Annotated in this window: 27 protein-coding genes, 1 tRNA gene and 3 pseudogenes; 9 read left to right on the top strand and 22 right to left on the bottom strand. The window is 49.0% G+C overall.

From position 1 onward, the window contains the following. Window positions 1-108: 108 nt before the first annotated feature. The gene (locus H8705_RS10430) at window positions 109-342 is read right to left on the bottom strand and encodes a helix-turn-helix domain-containing protein (protein ID WP_262395716.1); all 234 of its coding nucleotides are present in this window, start codon (window positions 340-342) and stop codon (window positions 109-111) included. A 108-nt stretch (window positions 343-450) separates the two neighbouring features. On the opposite strand from H8705_RS10430, the gene H8705_RS10425 reads away from it, so the two are divergent. Then, a complete protein-coding gene (locus H8705_RS10425; RefSeq protein WP_262395715.1) occupies window positions 451-615 on the top strand; it encodes an AbrB/MazE/SpoVT family DNA-binding domain-containing protein in 165 nt (54 codons plus the stop codon). A gap of 43 nt (window positions 616-658) precedes the next feature. Here the strand turns inward: H8705_RS10425 and H8705_RS10420 are convergent, their stop codons facing one another. The 10 genes from H8705_RS10420 to H8705_RS10370 all read right to left on the bottom strand — a co-directional run bounded on the left by H8705_RS10420 (window position 659) and on the right by H8705_RS10370 (window position 9413). Then, window positions 659-829: a sodium ion-translocating decarboxylase subunit beta gene (locus H8705_RS10420; protein ID WP_262395714.1), complete on the bottom strand. Its 171-nt coding sequence runs from the start codon at window positions 827-829 to the stop codon at window positions 659-661. A 93-nt stretch (window positions 830-922) separates the two neighbouring features. Further along, window positions 923-1858, bottom strand: a complete 936-nt coding sequence (gene cysK / locus H8705_RS10415; RefSeq protein ID WP_262395713.1) for a cysteine synthase A — start codon at window positions 1856-1858, stop codon at window positions 923-925. A gap of 120 nt (window positions 1859-1978) precedes the next feature. Further along, complete coding sequence (locus H8705_RS10410) at window positions 1979-2416, bottom strand: RrF2 family transcriptional regulator (RefSeq protein WP_262395712.1); 438 nt, start codon at window positions 2414-2416, stop codon at window positions 1979-1981. A 119-nt stretch (window positions 2417-2535) separates the two neighbouring features. Further along, window positions 2536-4434, bottom strand: a complete 1899-nt coding sequence (locus H8705_RS10405) for a carbohydrate-binding domain-containing protein (RefSeq protein WP_262395711.1) — start codon at window positions 4432-4434, stop codon at window positions 2536-2538. A gap of 11 nt (window positions 4435-4445) precedes the next feature. Next, window positions 4446-5123, bottom strand: coding sequence for a DUF4956 domain-containing protein (locus H8705_RS10400; protein WP_392392083.1), 678 nt, complete (start codon window positions 5121-5123; stop codon window positions 4446-4448). Then, window positions 5116-5844: a polyphosphate polymerase domain-containing protein gene (locus H8705_RS10395; protein WP_262395710.1), complete on the bottom strand. Its 729-nt coding sequence runs from the start codon at window positions 5842-5844 to the stop codon at window positions 5116-5118. The genes H8705_RS10400 and H8705_RS10395 overlap by 8 nt, the downstream gene beginning before the upstream one ends. A 175-nt stretch (window positions 5845-6019) precedes the next feature. Continuing rightward, window positions 6020-7198 (bottom strand): rubrerythrin, encoded by a 1179-nt coding sequence (gene rbr / locus H8705_RS13675; RefSeq protein WP_316248654.1) that lies wholly within the window; start codon window positions 7196-7198, stop codon window positions 6020-6022. A 3-nt stretch (window positions 7199-7201) separates the two neighbouring features. Further along, the gene (locus H8705_RS10380) at window positions 7202-7840 is read right to left on the bottom strand and encodes a rubredoxin-like domain-containing protein (RefSeq protein WP_262395709.1); all 639 of its coding nucleotides are present in this window, start codon (window positions 7838-7840) and stop codon (window positions 7202-7204) included. A gap of 223 nt (window positions 7841-8063) precedes the next feature. After that, a complete protein-coding gene (locus H8705_RS10375) occupies window positions 8064-8438 on the bottom strand; it encodes a Fur family transcriptional regulator (protein WP_262395708.1) in 375 nt (124 codons plus the stop codon). A gap of 297 nt (window positions 8439-8735) precedes the next feature. Then, complete coding sequence (locus H8705_RS10370) at window positions 8736-9413, bottom strand: Crp/Fnr family transcriptional regulator (protein WP_262395707.1); 678 nt, start codon at window positions 9411-9413, stop codon at window positions 8736-8738. Window positions 9414-9511: 98 nt separating this feature from the next. Between H8705_RS10370 and H8705_RS10365 the strand changes: the two genes are divergently transcribed. The 3 genes and pseudogenes from H8705_RS10365 to H8705_RS13715 form a co-directional block, all read left to right on the top strand. Next, entirely contained in the window at window positions 9512-10207 is a 696-nt protein-coding gene (locus H8705_RS10365) for an ATP-binding protein (RefSeq protein WP_262395706.1), read from the top strand. 83 nt (window positions 10208-10290) lie between these two features. Continuing rightward, window positions 10291-10623: a cupin domain-containing protein gene (locus tag H8705_RS10360; protein WP_262395705.1), complete on the top strand. Its 333-nt coding sequence runs from the start codon at window positions 10291-10293 to the stop codon at window positions 10621-10623. A gap of 21 nt (window positions 10624-10644) precedes the next feature. Beyond that, window positions 10645-10782, top strand: a pseudogene (locus tag H8705_RS13715) (ferredoxin); the annotation flags it as partial. A 34-nt stretch (window positions 10783-10816) separates the two neighbouring features. Here the strand turns inward: H8705_RS13715 and H8705_RS13710 are convergent. The 9 genes and pseudogenes from H8705_RS13710 to H8705_RS10315 form a co-directional block, all read right to left on the bottom strand. Further along, window positions 10817-10882 (bottom strand): annotated as a pseudogene (locus H8705_RS13710) (hypothetical protein); the annotation flags it as partial. 450 nt (window positions 10883-11332) lie between these two features. After that, a tRNA-Leu gene (locus H8705_RS10350) sits at window positions 11333-11416 on the bottom strand. Window positions 11417-11478: 62 nt separating this feature from the next. After that, a complete protein-coding gene (locus H8705_RS10345; protein WP_262395702.1) occupies window positions 11479-12747 on the bottom strand; it encodes a methionine gamma-lyase family protein in 1269 nt (422 codons plus the stop codon). A gap of 26 nt (window positions 12748-12773) precedes the next feature. Then, on the bottom strand, window positions 12774-13583 hold the full coding sequence (locus tag H8705_RS10340; RefSeq protein ID WP_262395701.1) for a GNAT family N-acetyltransferase: 810 nt from the start codon (window positions 13581-13583) through the stop codon (window positions 12774-12776). Then, on the bottom strand, window positions 13580-14590 hold the full coding sequence (locus H8705_RS10335; protein WP_262395700.1) for a M42 family metallopeptidase: 1011 nt from the start codon (window positions 14588-14590) through the stop codon (window positions 13580-13582). The genes H8705_RS10340 and H8705_RS10335 overlap by 4 nt, the downstream gene beginning before the upstream one ends. Continuing rightward, a complete protein-coding gene (locus tag H8705_RS10330) occupies window positions 14590-15618 on the bottom strand; it encodes a M42 family metallopeptidase (protein ID WP_262395699.1) in 1029 nt (342 codons plus the stop codon). The genes H8705_RS10335 and H8705_RS10330 overlap by 1 nt, the downstream gene beginning before the upstream one ends. 23 nt (window positions 15619-15641) lie before the next feature. Then, window positions 15642-17033, bottom strand: coding sequence for a UDP-N-acetylmuramoyl-L-alanine--D-glutamate ligase (murD, locus tag H8705_RS10325; protein ID WP_262395698.1), 1392 nt, complete (start codon window positions 17031-17033; stop codon window positions 15642-15644). Between the two features lie 197 nt (window positions 17034-17230). Further along, entirely contained in the window at window positions 17231-18421 is a 1191-nt protein-coding gene (gene alr, locus H8705_RS10320) for an alanine racemase (RefSeq protein ID WP_262395697.1), read from the bottom strand. 37 nt (window positions 18422-18458) lie between these two features. After that, window positions 18459-18638 (bottom strand): hypothetical protein, encoded by a 180-nt coding sequence (locus H8705_RS10315; protein ID WP_262395696.1) that lies wholly within the window; start codon window positions 18636-18638, stop codon window positions 18459-18461. A 128-nt stretch (window positions 18639-18766) separates the two neighbouring features. On the opposite strand from H8705_RS10315, the gene gpr reads away from it, so the two are divergent. The 3 genes from gpr to H8705_RS10300 all read left to right on the top strand — a co-directional run bounded on the left by gpr (window position 18767) and on the right by H8705_RS10300 (window position 21384). Further along, a complete protein-coding gene (gene gpr / locus H8705_RS10310) occupies window positions 18767-19636 on the top strand; it encodes a GPR endopeptidase (protein WP_262395695.1) in 870 nt (289 codons plus the stop codon). A 177-nt stretch (window positions 19637-19813) separates the two neighbouring features. Beyond that, window positions 19814-20986: a stage II sporulation protein P gene (spoIIP, locus tag H8705_RS10305; protein WP_262395694.1), complete on the top strand. Its 1173-nt coding sequence runs from the start codon at window positions 19814-19816 to the stop codon at window positions 20984-20986. Window positions 20987-21006: 20 nt separating this feature from the next. Continuing rightward, complete coding sequence (locus tag H8705_RS10300) at window positions 21007-21384, top strand: hypothetical protein (RefSeq protein WP_262395693.1); 378 nt, start codon at window positions 21007-21009, stop codon at window positions 21382-21384. A 27-nt stretch (window positions 21385-21411) separates the two neighbouring features. Here the strand turns inward: H8705_RS10300 and H8705_RS10295 are convergent. Further along, a pseudogene (locus tag H8705_RS10295) lies at window positions 21412-21925 on the bottom strand (GrpB family protein). Window positions 21926-22096: 171 nt separating this feature from the next. Between H8705_RS10295 and lepA the strand changes: the two are divergent. Beyond that, window positions 22097-23908, top strand: a complete 1812-nt coding sequence (gene lepA / locus H8705_RS10290; RefSeq protein ID WP_262395692.1) for a translation elongation factor 4 — start codon at window positions 22097-22099, stop codon at window positions 23906-23908. A 24-nt stretch (window positions 23909-23932) separates the two neighbouring features. Then, window positions 23933-25045: a radical SAM family heme chaperone HemW gene (gene hemW, locus H8705_RS10285; protein ID WP_262395691.1), complete on the top strand. Its 1113-nt coding sequence runs from the start codon at window positions 23933-23935 to the stop codon at window positions 25043-25045. A gap of 78 nt (window positions 25046-25123) precedes the next feature. Here hemW and H8705_RS10280 read toward each other — a convergent pair whose 3' ends face one another. After that, entirely contained in the window at window positions 25124-25660 is a 537-nt protein-coding gene (locus H8705_RS10280; RefSeq protein ID WP_262395690.1) for a Chromate resistance protein ChrB, read from the bottom strand. Window positions 25661-25783 lie beyond the last annotated feature (123 nt).

Genomic DNA, 25783 nt, shown 5'->3' with positions numbered 1-25783 from the left:
ATTATTTTACCACAAACTATTTATAAACAAAAGAAATAACCATATACTTTTATTCTTTGAAAAAGTATATGGTTATTCAGGTTGGCAGGCGGTTTTCAGCAAATATTATTAACTCTCGCCTAATAACCAAGATGTCGATACCTTTAATGCCTTTGCGAGCGCCACTAATTGGATATCGGTTACAGGACGCAGCCCCATTTCTATTTTTCCTACGGAACTGGCGGACAAGGAAATTCCTATCACCTGCAGACGCGCGCTGATATCACTTTGTGTCGCTTTTGGGTTTTCCATAAGTCTGGCTAAGCGCAACCTGTCTCCAATTAAGTTTTTTTCTCCTTTCATTTAATCACCTGCTATAACCTTTTTCTTGATTATATGCAAGTTTTTGTGGTATAATTGGACTAACAGTCCGATTATACCACAAAAATCCAAATAAGGAGAGGATTTACAGTGCAAAACCCATCTAATTCTCCCTCTAAAAAACGAATTATTCCGATAAGTAAAAATGGAGAGATTGTTCTACCTGCGGATATTCTGCAGGAGCTGAATATCACTTGTGGGGATCAGGTAATCCTTTTGGAAGAAGAAAACCAAATTATTATTAAAAAAGACTGATGAAAAGACCTGTGTGCCTTATGACACACAGGTCTTTATATTCTTATTTTTTTCGACGCCACAGGAAAAACAATCCCACTAATCCAACCATAATCAGCGCGCCAGCCGTCAACACCAAAATACTGGACAGCGTCATCTGTCCCAAGCTTCCTGCGGTAAAAATCGCGGTAGGCCCATCTGCCCCTCCGATAATTCCAATAGAAGTGGCCTCCATGGTTTCTCACATCCTTTCCCTTTCCATTATAGCATCCGTTTTCTTTTTTTCAATAATAATGCCTGGGATTTTATATCATCCCAGGCCTTTTCTTTATTCCTGCGCAAATAATCCGGTGGAAAAATATCTATCTCCTGTATCCGGGAACATTATTACGATATTTTTCCCGTTATTTTCTTCTCTTGCCGCTTCCTGCGCCGCCGCCCATAATGCCGCGCCGGAAGAAATTCCTACCAATACTCCTTCCTGTTTGGCAATCTGCCGTGCAGCCGCAAATGCGTCCTCATTTTCCACTGTAACTATCCGGTCATAGACAGCGGTATTCAAAGTGTCCGGAATAAATCCCGCTCCGATCCCTTGAATTTTATGGGGCCCCGCTATTCCTTTGGAAAGCAGAGGGGATCCAGCCGGTTCCACAGCAATTATTTTTATCTGAGGATTTTGGGATTTAAGGTACTCCCCTACTCCGGTAATCGTTCCTCCGGTACCAATCCCCGCCACAAATATATCCACTTTGCCGTCCATATCCTCCCAAATCTCCGGTCCGGTGGTCTCTTTGTGCGCTGCCGGGTTTGCCGGATTTTCAAACTGACTGGGAATAAATGCGCCTGGAATTTCTTGTGCCAGCTCCATCGCTCTGGCAATTGCACCCTTCATCCCTTTGGCCGCATCCGTCAGCTCCAGCCGGGCGCCGTACGCTTTCAACAAATTTCGGCGTTCCACGCTCATCGTTTCCGGCATAATAAGAATTACCTCATATCCTTTTGCCGCAGCGATGGCCGCCAACCCAATTCCAGTGTTTCCGCTGGTGGGCTCAATAATCACGGAGCCAGGGGTCAAAAGCCCTTTTTGCTCCGCGTCCTCGATCATCGCTTTCGCAATACGATCTTTCACGCTTCCCGCAGGATTGAAGTATTCCAGCTTTGCGAACAGCCGGGCCGGCAGCTTGTGTTCCAGTTGATAATTGGTCAGTTCCAGCAGAGGGGTTTTTCCTACCAGCTGGGTTATGGACGTATATATTTTGGACATAAGTATTCCTCCTCGTTTTTTTATGTTTGTACCGAGAGATAACCATCTCTATATTCATATATTTCATATGTGTTTAATATGAATTGTAGCCGCGATCTTCCTTTTTGTCAATAGAAATTATCAAATAATATAATCCAGCTCCTGCTTTTGTTTTTGAATTTGTACCAGCTCCGCCAGCGTAATCGTATCCACCACCTGGTTAATCGCATCGTTAAGCCGCTTCCAAACTTCTAGCGTAGCACAGCAGTCCTGCCGGGGACATTCATTGTTCTCCCCCTCTAAGCAGGCTACCGGTGCAAGACTTCCCTCGATCAGGCGCAGAATAGAGCCTACCGTATATTCCGACGGGTCTTTTGCTAACTTATAGCCGCCCTGCGGTCCCCGCGTACTTTTTACAAAGCCCGCCCGGCCCAGCTGAGTAACAATCTGTTCCAGATATTTCGCGGATATTTCCTGGCGGGAGGACACATCCCGCAGGGAAATATATTCCCCGGTATCCCGCATTGCCAGATCCAGCATCAGACGCAGAGCATATCTGCCTTTCGTAGAAATTTTCATTTTACCGCCCCCTATATTTCCTATTATACTGTAGGAAATATAGGATTTCAACTAAACGGTAAATTTTTACTTCAATTTAAAAAGCGGCGGAAGCAGAACATTCAGCTTCCGCCGCTTTCTTAAGACGCCGCCGGCAGCTCATCTGTGCTGTTTGGGGGCGGCGTTCTGTCTGCGGGGGCCGTTCCATCGGAAGGCGGCGTCCGCCCGCCAGGGCCCGAGCCGTCAGAAGGCGGCGCCATTCCTTCCGGCGCTCTTCCGCCCATTCCGCCGCGGCCGCCGCCTATTCCCATTTCTGCGCTGACGGCGGATCCGTCCTCCGAAATCCGGGTAAGCACAGAAGAAGGCGTTACCTGGGCCAGCTGGGTATCTCCCGCCCACAGGGAATAGGTTTCGCTTTGTGTAATTTCTGGGGTGCTGAATATAATGCTTTGGAAAGCTTTTGCAGGGGTCATTTCTGCAATCGTATCCCCCGCCTCATTTTTTATCTGGATATTGACCCCCGCTTGCTGCTGGGAGTCAAAGTAAATCATCAAAATGTTCTGAGTGGAGCTTTCCTGGGGAGACATCGCCATCCCAGCACTTCCCGCCGCGGTCAAGGTACCGCCGGAGATCAGGCATTCCCCCTCATAGTCGATAGCGCTGTTTCCGCTGCCGGCAGGTCCGTCCACAACAACCGTACCACCGTCAAAATAGATATTTCCATTGGAATCGATTCCATCCCCAGAAGCGTCTATTCTCAGGCTGCCGTCAGTAATTCGTACATAATAACTGCTTTTTTCTGCAAAGTTGTCCGCCCCCGGCCAGCCTTGAAACTCATCAGTATCACTGCCGCCCGCGGCGTTTATTCCATCATCGCTGGCCGAAAGGGTAATCTCTCCGCCGTTTATATCCACGGTGGCTCCTTCCAGGCCCTCGTAGCTTTTGGAGATAACGATTGTACCGCCGCCAATGGTGAGGGCCCCGTCCCCATGAACTCCATCGTCTCCTGTAGCGATCGTAAACTCGCCGTCTTCAATCGTCACATCTCCATTGGAGTGAACTGCGTCGTCCGCGCTGTTAATGGTAAAGCTGCCGCCAGTTACCCGCAGGCTGCCGCCGGCCTTTATCCCTTTGCAGCTTTCGTCAGTTGTCTCCAAAGCGAAGCTGTCCGCCGCCGGCCGATCTGGCCGGCCGGGAGCGGCCTGACTTTGCAGATCCACCGTCTCAGCGCCGCCTCCGGCAGTAATATCAAATTCCCCGCCGGAAATATCCATATCGGTTTGCGCCTGAACGCCATCCTTTGCGCAAATAATGGAGAAACTGCCGCCGCTAATAGAAATCCAGCCTTTTTCCGCCTCGGTATCGTTGCTGGATTTTATCCCGTCGTCCCCCGCATCAATGGTAAACACGCCGTCCAAGATGGTTACCGAATCTTTTCCGCGTATTGCGTCCCCTACGGCAGTGATCTGGATTTCTCCTGATTCCACAGTCAAATCGTCTTTGGAAACAATACCATCCTTATAACTGGCGTTTACCTTCAGGTTTCCGCTGCCGGTGATGGTTAGATCGTCCTTGCTGAAAATGGCTCCATCCGGCTCGTCTTCTCCCACGGCAAATTCATAGTTCTCCGCGTCGGTGAAAATATTCTCTGTTCCTTCCTCCAGCCGAACGGTTACATCCCCTGCCTGTTTTACATACAGGGGCGCGCCGGCGGTATTTGTTATATCCACCCCGCCTAAAATCAGCTCAACTGTATCCTCTTTTCCAGCATCCACTAGAATCTGCCCTGCGTTTAACACGCCGCTGATCCGGTAGTTTCCCGCCTTTGTAATGGTAACTACCCCATCCGACGCACTGGCTCCGCTGCCATCGATGTCAATATCCCCTTCTTTTAAAACGATCTGCACCGCATTATTTTGGCCTGCCTGGGAACCGGTATTGTTGTCTACAGCGGCGTCCTGCCCTTGACAGCCAGACAAAACGAGCAGTCCTGCCGCCGCTGCAAGAAATCCGGCCATCCATCCTTTATAAAATTTCATAGTCATTCTCCTCATAGTTCGTCCCGCGCGGTGGATACCCGCCCGCATACAATATTCAAGTTTCCATTGCGGCATCTAAGCTCATCTAAAAATTCTTTACTGATATTCTCCCCTTTTAAATGGATCAAATATTGTAATTCATACAGGCTCCCCATATTCGTGGTGCGCACCCGTATAAGCTGGGCCTGGGAAGTGTATTTTTGAAACAGGTCGTCAAAAATTCCTTCATAATCCAGGTTTTCTGGAATGGTAATTTTTAGTTCCCTTTCTCCGACCTTCTCCCTGCCAAAATTAGAGATGGACAGTCCCAAGGTCGCAAGCCCAACAATAATCAGAAACAATCCAGCATACCCTAAGTATCCCATCCCTGTAGCCAGGCCAATAGCCATGGCAAAAAAGATGCTGCTGATCTCCCGGGCGGTCCCCGGCACCGAACGGAACCTTACCAGCCCAAAAGCTCCCATTACTGCTACTCCGGCGCCCAAATTGCCGTTGACAAGCATAATAACAATCTGCACCATGGCCGGCAGCAAAGCTAAAGTAACTACAAAGCTCTTGCTGTAGCTGTTTCGAAACATATAAATACAAGCTACGCATATTCCTAAAACTAATGAAACGACTGTACAAAACAGTACTCCCTGAACAGAAATCCCATTTTGCGTAACGCTTTCAAAAAGCATGTCAAGCACAAATAATTCCCCCTATGGCAGTAAGATCGGATTTTAGATATTTACGGTAACACTCCCCATATTTTGAAAAAGAAACCGGGTAAATTTCCAATTTGCTCAACTGGCGGCTCAGCCATAAGGGCATTGCCTGAGAAATTTTAACTTCCATTAGGATCTTCCCTTCCTCTAACAGTTCATGTCCCCAATCTCCCCGGGACAAATCCAGCATTGTCTTGCGGTACCGCAGGTTTCTGTCAAAGGTGATGCGAAGGGACGCGTCCTCTTTTCCCGCCAGAGCTATCCTGTCATATGCAATATAAATCTTCCCAGAGACCATGTGCTGTTTTAAAAACCAGTCGATCTCATTTAAAATCTGCGGTTCCTGGGTATCGGGGCGCATCCCCTTTTTTAAATACTCCTGCGCCTGAGACAGCTCCATTCCTGTGCGCCGTTTATACACAACCCCAGCGTATTTCTTTTTCAGCTCCACAAATACCACACTGTCCTTCCGGGGAGTCCCGTAGCTGCGTAAGCGCAGTTTTTCTTTATATATCGGCTTTTCCAAAGAGGTTCGGATCAGTTCATAATCCTCCGTATCATAATAGATGTTGCCAATCGTATGCAGTCCGTATTGATCTTCCTGCATTTTTTCCTTTAACGCTTGTCTTAACAGGCTATATTGTACTTGATCCAACATATATTTTTTCTCATAACGTTCAAATACGTTTTGATATTCGGCCATCCCTTTCACCTCCAGAGTTTCTGTGATGTTTCCAAAATACGCCCTGTTTGTGTTCCCAATGTGATAAGGAAATGGCCCAAAATTAAATATGCAAAACTTTTCGAAAAGAAAAAGCCCGGTTTTCGAACAAAATTGTTCGAAAACCGGGCTTCATTCAAACATCGGTTGCTGATTTTTAATAGTTTTCAGAATTTAGCTCAAAATAGCTTTGAGGATGGGCGCAGGCCGGGCAAACTTCGGGCGCGGCGGTTCCTACTACAATATGGCCGCAATTACGGCATTCCCATACCTTGACCTCGCTCTTAGCAAAGACCGCCGCCATTTCGATGTTGTGAAGCAGGGCGCGATAACGCTCCTCATGGTGCTTTTCAATCGCCGCCACCAAACGGAATTTGGCGGCCAGCTCAGGAAAGCCTTCCTCTTCCGCGGTCTTGGCAAAGCCGTCGTACATATCGGTCCATTCGTAGTTCTCTCCCTCAGCGGCATGCAGCAGGTTTTCTTTGGTATCGCCAATCCCATTTAGCTCCTTAAACCACATTTTAGCATGCTCCCGCTCGTTCTCTGCGGTCTTGAGGAACAGGGCCGCGATCTGCTCATACCCCTCTTTTTTGGCTACGGAAGAAAAATAGGTATACTTATTTCGGGCCTGGGATTCCCCCGCGAAAGCAGCTTCCAGATTTTTTTGCGTCTGGGTGCCGGCGTATTTTCCACCGCTCTTCGACTCCTCTATCTTTTCAAAAGAGGAGGCGGGCTGATGGCATATGGGGCAGGTGAAATCAGCAGGCAGCTCCTCGCCTTCATAGATGTAACCGCAGACTTTACATTTCCATTTACTCATATTTTTCTTGTCTCCTTCTTTATCGTTGCATGGGATCAGTTTCAGCAGTTTTTCCGCCGCCTCCACAGGGAAGCCGGGGGACGGCGGATTTTTGACCCAGCCTTCCAGCAGCCGGTGCGTATTGCCGCTTTGTGGAAGCATATACCCCGCCTCCCGAAGCAGATCTTCATTAACCAGGCGCACGGATTTGCCCACGGCGGTCATCAGCCGGTACAAGCCGTCCTGATCTGTGTCTTCCGCCAGTTGGCGCGCTGTTTTTTCCTGCGCTGCCTTGCGCTTGGCCATCGCGTTGGCCAAAGCAACCACATTCTCCTCTTTCTTCTGCTGAGGGGGATATTCTGTGGGCACCATGGAAATAGCGCCGCTGGGACAGGCGTCGGCACAGACACCGCATCCTATACATTTTTTTACGTCAATAATACTGTTTTCTGTGTCAGTAGCTCCCGTTGGACATACATACAGACACAAACAGTCCTTGGTACACAATCGTAAATTTCTTACCGCAATCTGTTTCATTGCTCAGCCCCTCCCTTCTATTTTTTCAAACTTCCACGCGGGAACCTTGCAAACCGGGCAAAGCTCTGGGGACTTGTCTCCCACATAGACAAACCCGCATACAGTACAGACCCAGACCTGGGTGTTCTCTAAGAATGCTTCGCCCTCTCTTTGATAACGCTGTACCAGGGAATTGAGTATGTTGGTAACTTTCTCCCCCCAAACGCAAATGCGCTGGGTTCCCCGGTCTGAAACCTGCTGGGCGGCCCCGCGCAAAGCAGGATAACCCTCCTCCAGATCTCCCTGAATCAAAGCGGATAATTTCGCTATATCCGCGTCGGGGACGGCAGGGACAGCGCAATCAAAGAAATCCGCCAGCTGCCGGAACAACGCCGCCTCCTGATCCTTATACTGCTTCTCACAGCCACGAGCCAGATTGGAGCATAAAGCAGACAGCTCTCCTACGGATAGCTGTTTCATCTCCTCGGTAATCTGGATCGAAGCCGCAGGCGGCTTGGGAGCCTCTTCTTTTTCGGGAGCAAAAGAACCCTTGTCCGCGCCGCACAAAGGACATACCCAGGTATCCGGCAGATCGGCAAAGGGTTTTCCCTCCTTTTCTTCATCATAGACATAGCCGCAAATTCTGCAAATCCATTTCCCCATTCGTTTTCCTCCTTTCATATAAATCGTACGGTTTTTGCAGCCGCATATTCCCTATTGTAATATAGAGAATCCGCTCAACCGCCTTATAATAAGAACGGCTAAGCCGCTCGTAAACCTATGCGATATCTCGCTGTTTTCCGTCCGTGCCGGCTCTTTCAGAATATCTTTTAGTCATCGGAAATACTATACCCAAAAACGGTATGGGGCGCCGCTGCGCCGGGACTTATTCTTCCCCTTTTCTTTTTCTTTGGCAATCGTCGCAAAGATATATCAGCCTTAAATCATAAGAAAGAAGAGGAATATCAATCTGCTGCTGGAGCTGTTCGGTTAAATCAGCCAGATTGATATCCAACAGCTTGCCGCATTGCTTACATAACAGATGATCATGTTTCTCTATTCGGTCATATCGATCCGGCTTGCCTTCCAGGGATATTTTACGGACCAATCCCGCCTTCCACAATTTATTAAGATTATTATACACAGTGGCAAAAACCACTGTAGGATAAACCTGCTTCAGCATTTCAAAAATCTGTTCCGCATTCAGGTGATCCTGGGAGGCGCCGATAATTTCATATATTTTTTTCTCGTACTTTGTCATATGTCTTCAACCCATTTTTAGAATTATTCTAATTTTTATTATAAGAATAAATTTGGTAAAAGTCAAGCGCTGGCAATAATGAATAAAGCGCGCCCGCAAAAGGTTGATAGCGGCAGGGAGCCGTCGCGAGGGCGTTTCCAACCGAGCAGGCGAGCCGAGCCTGGCCTTTTGCGGAAAGGAGGAGCAGCGGCATGAGCGCACTCTGACTTTTGAAAAAAGTCGGAGCAAGCGATATAAAGCTTGCTCCGACGTGCATTTGAGTAGTTTTACTTTTGATTACATAATACTAACAATCTATCAATTGTCTCGATTGATTAGGGAGAGACGGAACCAAGATCCCTTGGTGTCAAGCTGCCCGGACTTTTTCAATTTGCTCAGCTCCGCCGACATAGCGGTACGTTCAACTCCCAGATAATCCGCCAAAGTTTGCCGGTCACAGGGGATGACAAATTCTGCGCTTCCTTGCTGTTTCGCCTGATCCAAAAGGTAAGTCAGCAGCTTATCCCTTGTGGTCTTTTGAGACATATACCGTATTTTCTGCGTGAACGCTAAATTTTTTTGAGCCAATCCCTGCAGTATATTTTGGATCAACAGACTGTGAAAATGGCAGGTATGAGAGCACAGGGTCAGTACCCGCTGGCAGTTTAGAAGAAGCACCTCACTGTCCTTGACGGCGAGCACACTGACTGGCATATTCTCCAATCCGGCACAGGAAAAGGCCTCTCCAAAAGAATCTCCGGGCTGCAGAATGGATAAGACGCTCCTGTTCCCATAGTAGTCATCACGAACCACCTGTACGCCGCCGGAGAGAACAATACCCACAAACTGCGCAGGGTCTCCCTCTAAAAAGACAGGGGAGCCTTTGGCAAGCGATATCAATTTTGCACCGAGGCATCCCATCATTTCTTGCAATTCCTCCTGACTAATGCCCTGAAACAGAGCGCATTGAGATAGAATAGAAAAATAATTTTTCATAAAGCCCTCTTGTGTTGGAATTCCAACATCTTTTTTTAAATCATTATAGTAAAATGCAGACATAACGTCAAGCATGTTAGTTTTAAGGAGGATGGACTATGATTCGCAGAATTATTGAGATCAATGAAGAAAAGTGTAATGGCTGCGGCGCTTGTGCCGCGGCCTGTCATGAGGGCGCTATTGGTATGGTGGACGGGAAAGCAAAACTGCTTCGGGATGACTACTGCGACGGCCTTGGCGATTGCCTGCCCACATGCCCGACCGGCGCCATCACCTTTGTGGAGCGTGAGGCGGCGGCCTACGATGAACAGGCGGTTTTGGAAAATCAGAAGAATACGCAGAGGCTGGCACACACTGGCTGTCCCGGCAGCCGGATGAGACAGCTCAGCCAGCGTGATGCAGCACAGACGCCGACGCAAAGCTCTGGACCATCTCAGCTTGGTCAGTGGCCCTGCCAGATCAAGCTGGTTCCGGTAAACGCCCCCTATTTCGACGGAGCCAAGCTGCTCATTGCCGCAGACTGCACTGCTTTTGCCTATGCCAACCTGCATCAGGAGTTCATGCGCGGCAAAATCACTCTGATCGGATGTCCCAAGCTGGACAGTATCGACTACAGTGAAAAACTGACCGAGATCATCCGGAACAACGATATCCATAGTGTTACCATTGTGCGCATGGAGGTCCCCTGCTGTGGTGGACTGGAACTTGCCGCCAAAAAAGCGCTGCAAGAGAGCGGCAAGTTTATTCCCTGGCAGGTAGTGACCGTTTCTGTGGATGGAAAGATCGTGGACTGAACGTCCAACGCAGGACGGATGCACATAAACGATTGAGATCAGATCGCACGAAAGCTGTTTGATACGGACAAGGAGGATCCATTATGAGTGTGAAAATGAAAAATATCAACCAGGCCGAGGTTTTAGTTTTGAAGGATCAGATCACCTGTCAGGAAGGCCAGATAGTCAGCAAGACGCTGGCACAGAACGAGGCTCTGAGTATCACCCTATTCTCTTTTGCCAAGGGAGAGGAGATCAGTACCCACGAATCCGGCGGCGACGCCTTTGTCACCTGCCTGGAGGGTGTGGGAAAGATCACCATCGACGGCGTCGAATACCTTCTGCATGAAGGGGAAGCTATTGTTATGCCCGCCGGACATCCCCATGCTGTATACGGAGAAGAAGCGTTCAAGATGCTGCTGGTTGTTGTGTTCTAAATAAGGGAGGAGCCATCAAATATGAAGGCATTCGTAGAGCAGGATACCTGCATTGGCTGCGGCCTTTGCTGCGGGATGTGTGACACAGTATTTTGTATGAACGAGGCCGGAAAGGCCGAAGCCTGCCGGGAGGCATCCGAGGAAAAGCGGGACGATTGTTTGTTCTCAGACCGGATACAATATCGTAGTAGGCCGCAACAAACTGCCAATAAGGGTTTCTCTGGATGTATTCGGCATAGAACTCGATTTGATTTTTCAAACTGCTCTGCTGCTCCTTATGGTTGGTACTGACCCGGCAGTAAGGGGCCCGAAGCTGCTGATATCAAATCGATGTCGGTTCTTTACTCTGCGGGATCTCTATAACATTTTTAGACATGACAAAACCTCCATGTATTTCGCTCATACGCTTATGAGCAGTATAACATGGAGGTTTCCTCACGAAAAATTGTATAAGGAAAAGTTACATTTCAGCCTTGATTATAAGGCTAAAATGCAGCTTCCCACTTGTCCACCGGGGAAAAAAGACGCCTCGCGCCGCAGGCAGGCCCGCAAAAGGTTGGCAGCGACAGGGATCCGTTGCGAGGGCGTTTACAACCGAGCAGGCGAGCCGAGCGTGACCTTTTGCGGAAGAGGAGGAATGACGGAGCGGTATGAGAAAAGCCCAGCCTTACGGCTGGGCTTTTTGAATGGAGCACAGTCCATTCCGACGTGGTGCGGATAACAGGACTTGAACCTGCACGTCTGAGACACCAGATCCTAAATCTGGCGCGTCTGCCAATTCCGCCATATCCGCAGATAGCGCCGCAAATGCGACGCTACTTATTATACCTTATTTAACAACTTGAGTCAATGCGCTTATGGTTTCTTAATCAAATTTTGTTCCAGCATCGACTGAGCCGCCAACACAACTCCTGTTTTTCCACTGGGGTAAGTGATTCCCCCCTGAAGCCAGGCCGCATAAGGTTGACGCATCGGCCCATCCGCGGACAATTCAATAGAGGCTCCCAAGGTAAAGGCCCCCGCCGCCATAATCACTTTGCTTTCATAACCAGGCATATCCCAAGCTTCCGGGACAACGAAAGCGTCTATCGGCGCGCCCTTTTGTACTCCTTGGCAAAATGCAGTCAGTCCTTTTTCGGAACCTAATTCCACTGCCTGAATGATATCTGTCCGAGGATAATCATAGGCCGGATATACAGGATATCCCAGCATATCAAACAATGCCGCAGTAAATACCGCGGTTTTTACTGCACTGGCTGTGACGGTGGGCGCATGGAATAAACCCAAAAACATACTTCTGTTTTCTCCCAAGGTGCAGCCCACTTCCCTCCCTGCACCGGGACAGGTCAAACGATAGGAGCATTCCTCTACTAGATCATGTCGTCCAGCAATGTATCCGCCGGTTTTCGCAATCCCCCCGCCAGGATTTTTGATCAGGGAACCCGCCATGATATCTGCGCCTACTTGCGTAGGCTCTTTTTTTTCTACAAATTCTCCGTAGCAGTTATCCACAAAAACAATAATATCAGGATTTGCCTGTTTTGCCAGATTAATCATTTTTTCCAACTGAGAAATGGACAAGGATTCCCGCAAGGAATATCCTCTGGAACGTTGGATATGAGCCACCTTCGCCCCCTGGACTGCATCGGCGATGCCATCGAAGTCCGGCGTTGCGTCCGGCAGCAGATCAAGCATTTTATATTTTACGCCAAATTCCCTTAAGGAACCACTGCTTTCCCGAATACCAATCACTTCTTCCAGGGTGTCATACGGCTTCCCTGCAAGAGAAACCATCAAATCCCCCGGCCGCAGCAGCCCAAACAGCGCGGTAGTTATGGCATGGGTGCCGCATACAAAATTATGCCGCACTAAAGCGTCCTGTGCCCCTACTGCCTGGGCGAACACCTTATCCAAAACCTCCCGCCCCCGATCGCCATATCCGTAGCCGGTAGACTCTGTAAAGTGACTTTCACTTACACCATTTTCAATAAATGACGCCAGCACCTTGCATGCATTATATTCCGCTATTTCATCGATTCGTTCAAACGGCTCCTTACACTTCTTTTCCGCTTTCACCGCCAGGTCCTGTATGTACGGATCAATGTTAAAAAAGTCGGATATCATGTTATTACTCCTTTTCTTATTTCTCTTTATTTATTTTTCTGTGAAAGAATACTTGCCCATCGGCCGGTTATGTTATAACCGCATTGTTCATAAAATTCTCCCAGCCTCTCGTTGGCTGTAAGCAGGGTAGGGATCTGTCCCCTGGACAAAACTTCTCTGGTGGCATAGGTTACCAACTGTTTCCCATATCCTTTACCGCGAAAGTCCGGATGGGTAGCCAAAGATGTAATGATCGCGTGTTTTAGAGGACTAAAATTTATACAAATTGTAGATATTAATATATTTTCTACATATAGTGCATATATATTTCCCAATTCATGCCGGATTTTATAAGAAGCGTCCACCAGCCAGGCGTCGTATCGTGAGGACGCCTGAAAAATCGGATCGCACAAACATAACAGCCGGTACACTTCTTCTAGCCGTTGGGCAGAGCGTATTTCAGCCGCTGGTCGACCCGGGGTGCGCTGCGCTGTATAGTTCATAATGTAGGAAGATCCCATTTTACCGCCTAATAAACCATGCAGCTGCTCTATTAGCGGCAGCTCCCCGCTTACGGATCCAAACCCCATCGTTTGCAAAAAATATGCCAGTTCCTGGGGGCCTGGGGCGGCGGTGCCGCTGATAAAATCAGCGGTATTGCCTACGGCAAAGTTTCCCTCGCAGATGGAAACCACCGCCGCCCCAGGCCATTGTTCGTCCCAAGCCACCCAAAAATCCAGGGGGCCTTCCCCTTCATATTGTTTATACTGAAAGTATATTTTACTTCCAAATATACCTGATGTCCCGCAAATTTTCTCAAACAGTCCCTGATTGTTTGCCGCAACATACTGGATCATGCGCCAAACTCATCCAAGAGAGCCTCCAGCAAGCGCAGGGTATTTTCCATATCCTCCTCTTTGATCACACAGGAGGGGGTATGCAGATATCGGCAGGGAACAGAGACTGCCAGCACGCGGCATCCTTTCCCCGCTACCTGTACGGAACGGGATTCGTTCCCGCCGTAAACACCGGCTTTGGCTTGACATGGAATGTTATTGCGTTGAGCGCAGGCCATCGCTTTCGTATACAAGTCCATATCATAAACGGTTCCTTTATCCATAAAAGAAACTACCGGTCCTTTTCCCAGCGCACAAACCTGTTTGTCCTCTTTCACCTGAGGAATATCACAAGCAGTTGTGGTCTCTACTGTAATAGCCCGCTCCGGAGCAATTTGATAAGCCGCCGTTTTTGCCCCAGTGGTCCCGGTTTCTTCCTGGACGGTAAAGGCAAACCAAGTATCATACTGTAATTGCGCCCGGATAAGCTGGATCAGCAAAACACAGCCCGCCCGGTCATCCAGCGCCCGTCCCCTTAAAAAGCCATCGCCAAACGGGGTGTATACCGAAGTAAATACCGCCCGATCCCCCAGATTCACATGGGAAAGGGCCTCTTCTTTATCCTTTGCCCCAATATCAATATACAACCCGTCAATTTCGGGCGTTTTCTCTTTTTCGTCGCCTTTTTTCATATGCAGCGCTTTGGTTCCGATTACCCCGTGTACCTGTCCAATCATGACGGACTTCCCAACAAATACCCGCTTATCAATACCGCCTACCGGTGCGAATTTTAACAACCCGTTATCCTCGGCAGAAACAATGATCAGACCTACTTCGTCCATATGAGCGGAAAGCATCAGCTTGTGCACCGGTGTTTTCTGCCCTTTTTTAAAAGCGATAATATTTCCTAAGGCGTCTATATGATAGTCGCAGTAACCGTGGATCAATTGGCAAATTTCTTTGGCAACCTGGCCTTCCTGACCAGAAACGCCAGGGATCCCGGCAAGTTTTTCCAACATAGCAAACATTACCGTTCACCTCCAAAGATATCTTTTATATACAAAGCCATTAACTTGCCTACCGCCTCCACATCTGAAACCATCACCGTTTCAATGGGGGTATGCATAAATTTCTGGGGAATGGAGACCAGCGCGGTGCGCACACCGGCGCCGCATACAGCCACTTCATCGGAATCTGTACCGGTTCTTCCGCCCTGCACATCCATTTGATAAGGGATCTTATGCTTTTTCGCCGTTTCCACCAGCTGACGGCTCATATCGTTGTCCAAAACAGGAGCGACTCCTATCATCGCGCCTTTTCCCAGTTCGCCGCATTGATGTCTTGGGGCGTCGGGGGTATGTCCAAAGGCTACATCCACTACAATCGCATGAGTAGGCATAATCTCTTCTGCAGCGGTTTTCGCTCCCTGGCTTCCGATCTCTTCCAATGTTGAGAGCATAACCGTAAGCGAACAATCCAAATCGCATTTCGCCAGCTCCCGGGCCGCCAAAATAACCGACGTGCAGCCGCCCCGGTCGTCGATTGCTTTTCCGCTTACCTGCCCGTTTAACATCCTGCCGGCTTTATTCACAAAAGAAACCCGGTCCCCCAGTGCGATTTTTTGTTTTGCCTGTTCTTGGGAAAGCCCCACGTCGATACAGATATCTTCCACCTTTGGAAGCTTTGTATCATCCGGCTGCAAATGGGGGGGAACGGTACACACAACCCCTGGAAGGTCTCCCTGTTTGGTGTGAACCAGCACCTGCGCGGCCAAAATTATTCCCAGATCGATTCCTCCGCAGCCGGAAACCCGCAGAAAGCCTTTTTCATCAATATAAGTAACCACCAATCCGATTTCATCGATATGGGCGGTCAGCATTATATGAGGCTTGTCCGCCGGGGCGGTTTTCACCCGGCAGATCAGCGATCCCAGAGCAGACACCGAACAGTCCCCGCACCCTTCCAGCATTTTTTCCGCTGTCTTTACCGCCCCGGCTTCCATTCCAACAATTCCGGTGGCTTGAGACAGCTCTAAAATCATAGTTGATGTATCCATATAAATTCTTTCCTTTCCCTAAGTTACAGCGCTTTTACCAATTCCTTAAAATGCCGTCCCCTGGCTTCGAAGTTGGGATAACAGTCGAAACTGGCGCAGGCCGGCGACAAGGACACAATATCTCCCGCCCTTGCCTGTTCATGGGCAATCTGCACCGCCTGAGCCAGATCTTTCGCCCGCAGTATCTTCAGCTCATTGGGGTCGTATCCTGCATAAGATTTTACTGCCGTTTCAATCTTATCCGCAGTAGCGCCGGTCAATATAAGCACCTTGCTCTTTTCCATAAGCTTAGGCGCTAGGGGTTCAAAAGGAATTTTTTTATCGTATCCGCCGGCGATGACGATCAGTTTCTGTGAAAAGCTATCCAGCCCGGCAATCGTCCGGGTTGGGGTGGTCGCGATAGAATCGTTGTAATACTTCACTCCATCCAGCTCCCGCACCAGCTCAATCCGATGCTCCACACCGCCAAACTCATTGGCCACATCCGCAATCGCCTGAATGTCCGCATCTCCCCAAACCGCACTGATCGCCGCCAGATAATTCTCCACATTATGCAGTCCCGGCAGTTTAATCTCGCTTTGATGCATAATTTTAGTTTTCTTTCCATTAAGCGCCATATAGACGATCCCATCCTCCCCTAAAAAGGCCCCGGATTTTACCGGATGTTTCCGGGAAAACAAAAAAGTCTCTCCTCTGGTGCGGTCTGTAAAAGAAGCGGTCAACGGGTTGTCTGCGCCCAGCACCGTGCGGGAAAACGCCCCCTGGTGGGCGATAATATTCAGTTTGGCATCCACATACTCCTGCATGTCCTTATGCATATCCAGATGATTGGGGGTGATATTGGTGATCACTGCCACATCCGGGCTTTTTCTCATAGAAATCAGCTGAAAGCTGGAAAGCTCCACCACCGCGTAATCATTGGGGCGGATATCCTGAATCATCGGCATAAGCGCCCGGCCGATATTTCCCCCTAAATGAACCTTATGTCCAGATTCTTTGAGTATTTCAGCGATCAGGGTAGTGGTGGTGGTTTTTCCATCTGAACCGGTTACCGCGATAATCTTACAAGGGCACAAGTCAAAAAAAAGCTCCATCTCACTGGTAACAACTACGCCCTTTTCCCGCAGGCCATCCAACAGGGGGTGATGATATTTCATCCCCGGGGTGCGCAGCACAATATCCGCGTCTACCCCCTCCAGATAGTCCTCCCCCAGCTTCAGGGAAATCCCTCTGGCCTCAAAATTGTTGCAAATAGCCTCCCCCAGCTGCTCTCGGGTGTGCTTGTCACAAGCGGTGACCTTGGCTCCCTTTTCCGCCAGTAAGCTGATCAGGTCGGAGTGACTGACTCCAATTCCAATAACCGTAACTTTTTTCCCTTTGATCTGTTCAAAAAATCTCTGTACTCTGCTGTCCATTTTCCTGCCTCCATCTATCTGCTGCGCCAATGATCCACCGGCAAAACTTACAAATATAACCCTTTTATTATATTCGCCTTTCCAAAAATTATCAAGGGAGTTTACGTCGGTTGTGGGCCTTTACTATTTAATATATTTGCCTCTCTTGGGAAAAATGTAAAAAAAGCAGGGAAACGCAAAGTTTCCCTGCTTTTCCTTTAGAAATTTTGAATAATATAATCCACAGCGGCCACTTCTTTTCCGCCTTGTATGTATACCCTGGGAACCCTTCGCCCAATCAGGCAGGCCTCCTCATAGTTAATCGTCCCGTTGATCTTTGCAAAATCATCCAAGGTGACTTTTTTCCCATTTTCTTCCCCAACCAACGTAACTGTATCCCCGGAAGCCACTCCCTCTATTCCAGTAACATCCACCATCGTCTGGTCCATACATACCGTGCCGATAATAGGGGCGTACTGTCCATGAAGGATGACTCTGCCTTTGTTGGAAAGATTGCGCCGGTATCCGTCGGCGTAGCCAATGGCTAAAGAGGCAACCGCCTCGCCCTCCTGGGCCGTATACCGTCTTCCATAGCTTACCTGGGCCCCCTGCTGCACCTGTTTGACCATGGTCACTGTGGTATACAAGGACATTGCGGGGACAAGCTTAATCATTCCCTTGCAGTCATCGGAAGGATCCAACCCGTACAGCGCGTTTCCCAGGCGCACCATATCCAGGTGCATCTGAGGGTAACAGATCACCCCGGCGCTGTTGCAGCAGTGGTGAAGTTCAAACAAAATATCTTGATTTTTCAGCCGGCCGATAGTATCCATGAAAATGTTAAACTGGCGCCGGGTAAATTCCCGGGAGCTTACAGCAGTTTCATCCGAACAGGAAAAATGGGTAAAAATCCCGGTACAGGAAAGCCCCGGCAGGCGCGCTGTACGCGCGATTTCCTGAGCGGCCTGTTCCCCATGGCCGCTCTGGGCAAAAAAGCCGATTCGGCTCATCCCGGTATCCACTTTAACATGGCAGTTCACCTTCACCTGCTGCTTTACCGCCTCTTTTGACAGCTCTTGTGCATAGTCCAGGCTGTAAACCGTCTGCGTAATGTTTTGGGCCGCCAGCTTTCCCGCTAAGGCAGGCGGGGTAAATCCTAAAATCAAAATTGGCTTGGTAATTCCCTGCCGGCGAAGGGACACGGCTTCATTGATATTGGAAACGCCGAACCAGTCGGCTCCTTCCTCCTGAAGCGCCCGGGAAACATAACCATCCCCATGGCCGTAGGCGTCCGCTTTTACAATCGCCATTGTTTTACAGGCGGCGCTCACCTGCTTTTTCAGTTCGTGATAGTTGGCTTTTATCGCGTCTAGATCAATCTGCGCCCAGCTGCGCCTTAAATAATCCATCTTACAAAGCGTCCTCTCATTCGTTGATTAATTTCGGTTACCTCTCCTCCGGGTCTTTTGCAATAATCACACTCAGTCCTGTGGTATTGATTACAATCGACAGGCCCAAAGTGATAAGCGCCCAGACAGAATTGGTATTGAATAAAAGCAGCAAAGCGATCAACAATATGACTATCCCAGCTCCTAAAATCAGAAGCCCAAATTTTCTTCTTGTCATTTTTATTTATCTCCTATTCATCCTTTTAAAAAAGGATGCCCTTGTTTTCCATACGTATAATTAATATACACCAACCAGGTTGTTTTTACAACCGAACACAAAAATTTAACAATCAGGAGGCGTCTGCGATGCAAGCGGTCCGTACCGATCTGGCAATGGAACAAACGGAATTTTATAAGAATAACCTTCCCGAGGGACTTTCTCTTTCCCAGGAAGAAAAGGCCGGGCTCAAAATTACCCGTGTGGAGGTTGTCAGTGAGGAAGGCGTAAAGCTCACCGGCAAAAACAAAGGAAAATATATTACTATTGATATTCCTCTGGCCACTGCCGGGGCAGAGCCTGCCGACGACGTCACCCATCTGCTGGCGCAGGAAATTTCCGCTTTGCTTCCCAAAGAGGGGATGGTTTTGGTGGTGGGCCTTGGCAACATTCACATCACTCCCGACGCCCTGGGGCCTCAGACTGTCCATCAAATTCTTGCCACCCGCCATATTCCCGACCAGGTGGCAAAAGAAAGCGGACTTGAAAATCTTCGGCCGGTAGCGGCGCTGGCCCCTGGGGTTTTAGGACAAACCGGGATCGAAACCGGGGAGATTATTCATTCCATTGTAACGGATATCCATCCTGGGGCGGTGGTTGTCATCGACGCTTTAGCCGCCCGGTCATTGGAACGGATGGGGCGTACGATCCAGCTCTCAGACAACGGAATTTCCCCTGGTTCCGGCGTGCTTAATTCCCGCAAAGAGTTAAGCCGTGAAACCCTTGGCGTCCCGGTAATTTCCGTAGGTATCCCCACTGTGGTGGACGGAGCAACCTTGGTTCAGGACCTTGTGGAAAAAGAAAATCTTCCCATGAAAAAACAAGCCCAGACAGTCATGGTTACTCCCAGAGACATCGATGTAATTATTGAGCGGGGAGCAAAAAATCTATCTCTTGCCATCAATAAAGCTCTGCAGCCTCAGCTTTCCCTGGAGGATATCACTTATCTGGTGTCCTAATTCGCATCTTTTTATTGCCGTCTCCTTTTCCTTTTAGCATAAATCCGCCGCGTCCCGCATAAATTTTAGGAAGCGAAGAGCTGGTTTTTACAGCTCTGGGTACTGTGCAATTGACAGTAGGGGGCGAGGAAACTGAAACACAACGGTCGTAAACGAAAAAATACTGCAAGAATAATCATGCTTCTCTGTACAGCGGCAGTCATCCTGCCTTGTTCTTTTTATGCGCTATCCACAGTAGATATGCTTTCCCTGGCAGAAAAAACCGCCCTGGTTTCCGCCATGGTGAATATGCCGGAAGGTTCTCTTGCTTTATTAGAGGACAGGTTCCGGGATAAGCTTTCTGAAAAAGAGGCCTATGAGGACGGCTATTACGGCGAAGCGCCGGAAAACCGGGAGGATATTACCCCTTATAATATGCCGTATCCTCAGATGGAATCCTCTGCGCCCCAAGAGGAAGGAGAAACGTCCTCTTCTTCCGCCTCCGAGAAAAACGCTGTCCCAAAAGCGCCTTCTCCCGCTACAGATACCACCCATGTAATCCCCCAGCGCTACCGGGGTACGATCGTCCAGGAGAATATGGCGGGTTACCGGGAAGGCCTGCTTACTTACGGCGCCGGTTATCTGCGCAATTATACAGAGTTCTCCGATGAGGAAATTGAAACTATTATGAAAAAAGGCAATAACATTCAGCTGGAGGACACCACAGAGCCCCAAGTGCTGATCTTTCATACCCATGCGACAGAAAGTTATGAACCCTATGACAGCGATACTTATGACACACGGAATAATTGGCGCACAACCGACAACAATAATAATATGGTAGCTGTGGGCAACGCTTTGGAAGCGCAGCTCAAAGCCGCCGGAATCGGCGTGATCCACGACACCACCCAGCATGATTACCCCTCCTATAACGGATCTTATGAACGAAGTGCAGAGACAATCAAATCCTATCTGGAAAAATATCCTTCAATTAAGGTCTGCCTGGACGTTCATCGGGACGCTATTCAGCGGGAAGAGGATTTAATTGTAAAGCCGGTTACAGAGATTGATGGAAAAAAAGCCGCCCAGCTGATGATTATTACCGGGAGCGACGACGGGACTATGAATATCCCCCATTGGCGGGAAAATTTGCGGTTCGCCGCCGCGGTCCAGGATCAGCTGGAGCAGGATTATCCCACTCTCACCCGTCCGATCTTTTTTTGCTATCGGAAATATAATATGGATTTAACTACCGGTTCCCTGCTGTTTGAAGTGGGCTCTAATGCCAATACACTGGAGGAGAGTATTTATACTGCCAATCTAGTTGGAAAGTCCTTGGGAAAACTGTTAGCGCCGGTGAAGGAAAAATAAAAATAAAGGTATGAGAATGGATGTCCAAACAAGATTTACGGCTGTTTTTCGGCGGATTTTTTATTACGCTGATTTTATTCGGGGCCTTTACGGGATTTCTAGTGGTGGATTCCACCAGTTCCCGCTATGAAAACGGCCAGCTGGACCCCGCACTGGCAATTGATCAAATTGATCCCCTGAATTACGACGTATCCTTTTTAGGAGATCAGTATGTCTTAACCCTCCAGCAGCTGGATGAGCTGGAAGGCTGGCGCAAAGATCACGCTTGTCTTGTCACTCCCCGAAAAGTGCTTTTGCTGGAGCAGGCATATGCGTACGGGGTTTATGCCTGGCGATACCTTACAAATCAATACAAAGAATATCTTTATGAAAAATCAGTCAGCAAGCAGGCGGCGTAAGGGGAACTTCCCTGCGCCGCCTGCTTGTTAATTGTCCTTATACCAGGAAAGGGCCTCTTTTTCCAGTTTTTTAACAAACGCGTCTTTTCCGTCGCAGTACCCTTCAATATCCCGAGGATATTTTTTTGCGAGTTTTTCTTTGAGAAGCCCATACTCCCGCGCCGTTTCCTGAAAGGCGCGCAGATAATCCCGCACGGCTAAATGCCGTCGGATATCCGCGTCGCTTTCCGCTGCAAACACATGAATTTGATGGGTGCGGTTTTCTTTTCCTTTGCGAAAATATCTTCGGCCCGCAATTCCAAATTCCCCCATGCACTCGTAACCTAATTTTTCAAATTCTATGTTTTTTTGATCCACCTGGCAAAGGTCGTACACTACCGGCATAATATCGATAATCGGCTTCGCCTTCAAACCGGGTACGGCGGTGCTTCCTATGTGATAAATCTCCGCTAGATTTTCCCCCAGGATCCGTCTTATTTTTGGGCTTCCTGCTGATATTTTCCGCCCAACTGGGAGTATAATCTACAACTATTACCTTCATCCCCCACCTCCGCGAAAGTTTCAATGGGCCTATTTTAGCACAGCGGTATCCGCGTTTCAAGAAAGGGTATTTTTTAATTGCAAAAATTAACAATATTATGGTATATTATTATATTGATACTATTGTATGATGGATTAATTGAGAGATCGTAGGAAATGGTGGTAACAAAACATGTCAGATAGAAGAAAAAATATACGCAATTTTTGTATTATTGCGCATATCGATCATGGAAAAAGTACGTTAGCCGATCGGATATTGGAGCAAACTTCCACTGTAAGTTTACGGGATATGGAAGATCAGATTTTAGATAATATGGATATCGAACGGGAACGGGGTATTACTATCAAAGCCCGGGCGGTGCAGCTTACCTACAAAGCGGACGATGGGGAGACCTATTCTTTTAATCTGATCGATACCCCAGGCCATGTGGACTTTAATTATGAGGTGTCCCGCTCTTTGGCGGCCTGTGAAGGCGCCGTGCTGGTGGTGGACGCTTCCCAGGGGATTGAGGCCCAAACGTTGGCCAATACCTATTTGGCAATCGAACACGATCTGGAAGTGACGCCGGTGCTTAACAAAATCGATCTGCCTGCGGCGGACCCGGAGCGGGTTGCCCATGAAGTGGAGGATATTATTGGTATTCCCTGCATGGACGCGCCTCGTATTTCTGCTAAAACCGGTATTAATATCCATGAGGTGTTAGAGCGGATTGTGACCGATATTCCTTCTCCCAAAGGAGAGGAGGACGCCCCCCTCAAAGCACTGATTTTTGACTCCTATTATGACAGCTACCGGGGTGTTATTGTCTATGTGCGGGTAATGGATGGGGTGGTAAAACCGGGAATGACCATCCGAATGATGAGCTCTGGGGCGGAGTTTACTGTCGTGGAAACCGGCTTTTTAGGAGCCACCACCTTGGTCCCCCAGAAAGAGTTGTTCGCGGGACAGGTAGGATATATCGCCGCCAGCATTAAATCCGTAAAGGATACCAAAGTAGGCGATACCGTTACCGACGCCACCCGTCCGGCGCAGGAGCCTCTGCCCGGTTACCGGGAAGTAAAGCCCATGGTATTCTCCGGGGTTTATCCCGCGGACGGAGCCAAATATCCTGACCTGCGGGACGCTTTGGAAAAATTGCAGCTCAACGACGCTTCCCTCTCCTTCCAGCCGGAAACCTCCGTGGCTTTAGGGTTCGGTTTTCGCTGCGGCTTTTTGGGGCTGCTGCACATGGAAATTATTCAGGAGCGCTTAGAACGGGAATATAATCTGGATTTGATCACGACCGCGCCTAGCGTGGAGTATAACATCACCTTGACCAATGGGGAGAAGATCACCATTGACAACCCTACCAACTATCCGGATCCGGCGCTGATTCAAAGCGCGGAGGAACCGTTTGTAAAGGCCAGTATTTTTACCCCCAGCGCTTATATCGGCAATATTATGGAGCTTTGCCAGGAGCGGCGGGGAATTTATCTGGATACAAAGTATCTGGATACCGACCGGGTGGAGCTGCATTATGAACTTCCCCTCAATGAAATTGTATACGACTTTTTTGACAGCTTAAAGTCCCGCACCAAAGGATACGCTTCTTTTGACTACGAGCTGGACGGCTACCGTCCTTCCAAGCTGGTTAAACTGGACATTCTGTTAAACGGGGATATTGTAGACGCCCTGTCCTTTATTGTGTTCGCTGACAGCGCCTATCCTCGGGCCCGCCGGATGGCGGAGCGGCTCAAGGAGCATATTCCCCGCCAGATGTTTGAAGTGCCTATCCAAGCGGCCATAGGCGGAAAAATTATCGCCCGTGAAACAGTAAAAGCGATGCGCAAGGACGTATTGGCAAAATGTTACGGGGGCGATATTACCCGTAAGAAAAAACTTTTGGAAAAGCAAAAGGAAGGAAAAAAACGTATGCGCCAGCTGGGTACGGTTTCCGTACCCCAGGAAGCCTTTATGGCGGTGCTCAAGCTGGGAGACGATTAATCTCCCCAAAAAAGGAGAAGGAACATGCCCATCGGACTGTATATCCATGTACCCTTTTGTCAGCGTAAATGCCCCTACTGCGATTTCTATTCGGCAGTGCCCGCCCAGGGCCAACAGGAGCTTTATACGCGGGCAGTGCTGGAGAGTCTAAGGCAGGTTCCTTTTTTTGTGGATAGCGTCGATACGATTTATTTCGGCGGCGGTACGCCTTCCTTGCTGGGCGGAGGGGGGATTGCCCGAATACTGGACGGGGCGTCCAAGAGTTTTCCTATCCTTCCCGGCGCGGAAATCACTGTAGAATGCAACCCCCACTCCGCTTTAAAGGAAGAGATCAAGCTTATGCGTTCGGCAGGGGTGAACCGTCTGTCCTTTGGAATGCAGTCGGCTAGCGATGAGCATCTCAAGCTTCTAGGCCGGCTCCACACCGTCGCAGAAGTTTCTTCTGCGGTAACGGCGGCGCAGCAGGCTGGAGTGGAGCATATTTCCCTGGATTTGATGCTGGCCACCCCAGGACAGGAGTTTTCTCATATTGACGCCGCCGTAAGCCTGTGCAGCAGGCTGGGTGTGGAGCATGTATCCTCCTATCTTCTGAAGATTGAAGAAGGCACGCCGTTTAGTAAAAACAATACCGCCGCCCTGTGCCCCGATGAGGACCGGCAGGCGGACCTGTATCAATATGCGGTAAAGGCGCTGGAGAGCGCCGGGTATCAGCAGTATGAAATCAGCAATTTTTCCCGAAACGGGCATATTTCCCGGCACAATATGAAGTATTGGGACTGTCAGCCCTATTTAGGAATAGGACCCTCCGCCCACAGCTTTATAGACGGCCGGCGGCGGTATTTTCCCCGGGATCTGGCGGGTTTTCTTGCTGCCGCAAATCCCTGGGATCTTTTGCAGGACGATGGGACAGGCGGGGATCTGTCCGAATATCTTATGCTGCGGCTGCGGCTGTGCGAAGGAATTTCGTTTAAAACCCTGTCAAAGCGTTATCCTCAAAGCGATCTCCAACTTCTTCGAAAGAAGGCCCGTCCATTTGAAAAAGCGGGGCTTCTCACTATGGATGATGAAAGGATCCGCCTCACTGTGGATGGATTTTTGGTCTCCAACGGGATTATCTGTGAGCTGGCGGACGTTTAAGTCCGGCAGCGGCGGCATTTCTAAATCAACTGTTAGGATCATAGATGAAAAAGGCAGGCGCCGGGCGCCTGCCTTTTATTATGTTTCCATAAGTTTTTTCAGCTGTTTTCCAAAATCGCCAGCAACTTCAAGCACGCTGTCGATCACCTCGTAGATATCCTCCTCCAGCTCCCGCACCTGGGAAGCTTTAAAGTAATCCCGGGACTTGGTTTTACGGTAACGTTTGATCATTTTTTTTAGGTGTTCTGCTTCCTGCTGGGACACCTGCTGTTTGTCCCGGCGTTTTTTCAGTTCTCCCAAAGCGTTGGCGCAATCGGCCAGCAGCTCTTTATACTCATCTTCAATGGACAGCTGAAATTTTGCTGTCATTTGAATTTCATCCGCAGGGTCGGTAAAGCGCAGCTCTACAATGGACGCTTCCCCTCCCATCTGCCGGATTTTATTGGCAAGAGCGGTAAACTGCTGCATGCTTTGAGGCGTGTTGGGAAGCAGCGCCACCCCTTGTTTAAAATATTCCGCCCCGAACTCTTTTAATTTACGCCAGACATAGACCCGTATTTTTGAGGGGTTTATGGGTACGTTATAGCTGAGCGCCAGCCACACGTTCCTCTGCATGCAAGCACCTCCTTTGGGCTGCCGTTTATTATTTATAATTGTAACAACTGTTAGCTTTTTCGTCAACTGGAATTTTAATTCTGTATAGGAATGCGTATTGCAAGTTTACCCATGAGATGGTAA

Source organism: Youxingia wuxianensis, assembly GCF_014385085.1.
In the GTDB taxonomy this organism is placed as follows: Bacteria; Bacillota; Clostridia; order Oscillospirales; family Ruminococcaceae; genus Youxingia; species Youxingia wuxianensis.
The sequence above is the reverse complement of the archived record's forward strand: the minus strand, read 5'-3'. Positions and strand labels throughout refer to the sequence as shown.

Bases quoted from the DNA above. Each gene is read 5' to 3' on its own strand.
- H8705_RS10430 (WP_262395716.1), bottom strand. From the start codon at position 342: ATGAAAGGAGAAAAAAACTTAATTGGAGACAGGTTGCGCTTAGCCAGA.
- H8705_RS10420 (WP_262395714.1), bottom strand. From the start codon at position 829: ATGGAGGCCACTTCTATTGGAATTATCGGAGGGGCAGATGGGCCTACC.
- cysK (WP_262395713.1), bottom strand. From the start codon at position 1,858: ATGTCCAAAATATATACGTCCATAACCCAGCTGGTAGGAAAAACCCCT.
- H8705_RS10410 (WP_262395712.1), bottom strand. From the start codon at position 2,416: ATGAAAATTTCTACGAAAGGCAGATATGCTCTGCGTCTGATGCTGGAT.
- H8705_RS10405 (WP_262395711.1), bottom strand. From the start codon at position 4,434: ATGAAATTTTATAAAGGATGGATGGCCGGATTTCTTGCAGCGGCGGCA.
- H8705_RS10395 (WP_262395710.1), bottom strand. From the start codon at position 5,844: ATGGCCGAATATCAAAACGTATTTGAACGTTATGAGAAAAAATATATG.
- rbr (WP_316248654.1), bottom strand. From the start codon at position 7,198: ATGAAACAGATTGCGGTAAGAAATTTACGATTGTGTACCAAGGACTGT.
- H8705_RS10380 (WP_262395709.1), bottom strand. From the start codon at position 7,840: ATGGGGAAATGGATTTGCAGAATTTGCGGCTATGTCTATGATGAAGAA.
- H8705_RS10375 (WP_262395708.1), bottom strand. From the start codon at position 8,438: ATGACAAAGTACGAGAAAAAAATATATGAAATTATCGGCGCCTCCCAG.
- H8705_RS10370 (WP_262395707.1), bottom strand. From the start codon at position 9,413: ATGAAAAATTATTTTTCTATTCTATCTCAATGCGCTCTGTTTCAGGGC.
- H8705_RS10365 (WP_262395706.1), top strand. From the start codon at position 9,512: ATGATTCGCAGAATTATTGAGATCAATGAAGAAAAGTGTAATGGCTGC.
- H8705_RS10360 (WP_262395705.1), top strand. From the start codon at position 10,291: ATGAGTGTGAAAATGAAAAATATCAACCAGGCCGAGGTTTTAGTTTTG.
- H8705_RS10345 (WP_262395702.1), bottom strand. From the start codon at position 12,747: ATGATATCCGACTTTTTTAACATTGATCCGTACATACAGGACCTGGCG.
- H8705_RS10340 (WP_262395701.1), bottom strand. From the start codon at position 13,583: ATGATCCAGTATGTTGCGGCAAACAATCAGGGACTGTTTGAGAAAATT.
- H8705_RS10335 (WP_262395700.1), bottom strand. From the start codon at position 14,590: ATGTTTGCTATGTTGGAAAAACTTGCCGGGATCCCTGGCGTTTCTGGT.
- H8705_RS10330 (WP_262395699.1), bottom strand. From the start codon at position 15,618: ATGGATACATCAACTATGATTTTAGAGCTGTCTCAAGCCACCGGAATT.
- murD (WP_262395698.1), bottom strand. From the start codon at position 17,033: ATGGACAGCAGAGTACAGAGATTTTTTGAACAGATCAAAGGGAAAAAA.
- alr (WP_262395697.1), bottom strand. From the start codon at position 18,421: ATGGATTATTTAAGGCGCAGCTGGGCGCAGATTGATCTAGACGCGATA.
- H8705_RS10315 (WP_262395696.1), bottom strand. From the start codon at position 18,638: ATGACAAGAAGAAAATTTGGGCTTCTGATTTTAGGAGCTGGGATAGTC.
- gpr (WP_262395695.1), top strand. From the start codon at position 18,767: ATGCAAGCGGTCCGTACCGATCTGGCAATGGAACAAACGGAATTTTAT.
- spoIIP (WP_262395694.1), top strand. From the start codon at position 19,814: ATGCTTCTCTGTACAGCGGCAGTCATCCTGCCTTGTTCTTTTTATGCG.
- H8705_RS10300 (WP_262395693.1), top strand. From the start codon at position 21,007: ATGTCCAAACAAGATTTACGGCTGTTTTTCGGCGGATTTTTTATTACG.
- lepA (WP_262395692.1), top strand. From the start codon at position 22,097: ATGTCAGATAGAAGAAAAAATATACGCAATTTTTGTATTATTGCGCAT.
- hemW (WP_262395691.1), top strand. From the start codon at position 23,933: ATGCCCATCGGACTGTATATCCATGTACCCTTTTGTCAGCGTAAATGC.
- H8705_RS10280 (WP_262395690.1), bottom strand. From the start codon at position 25,660: ATGCAGAGGAACGTGTGGCTGGCGCTCAGCTATAACGTACCCATAAAC.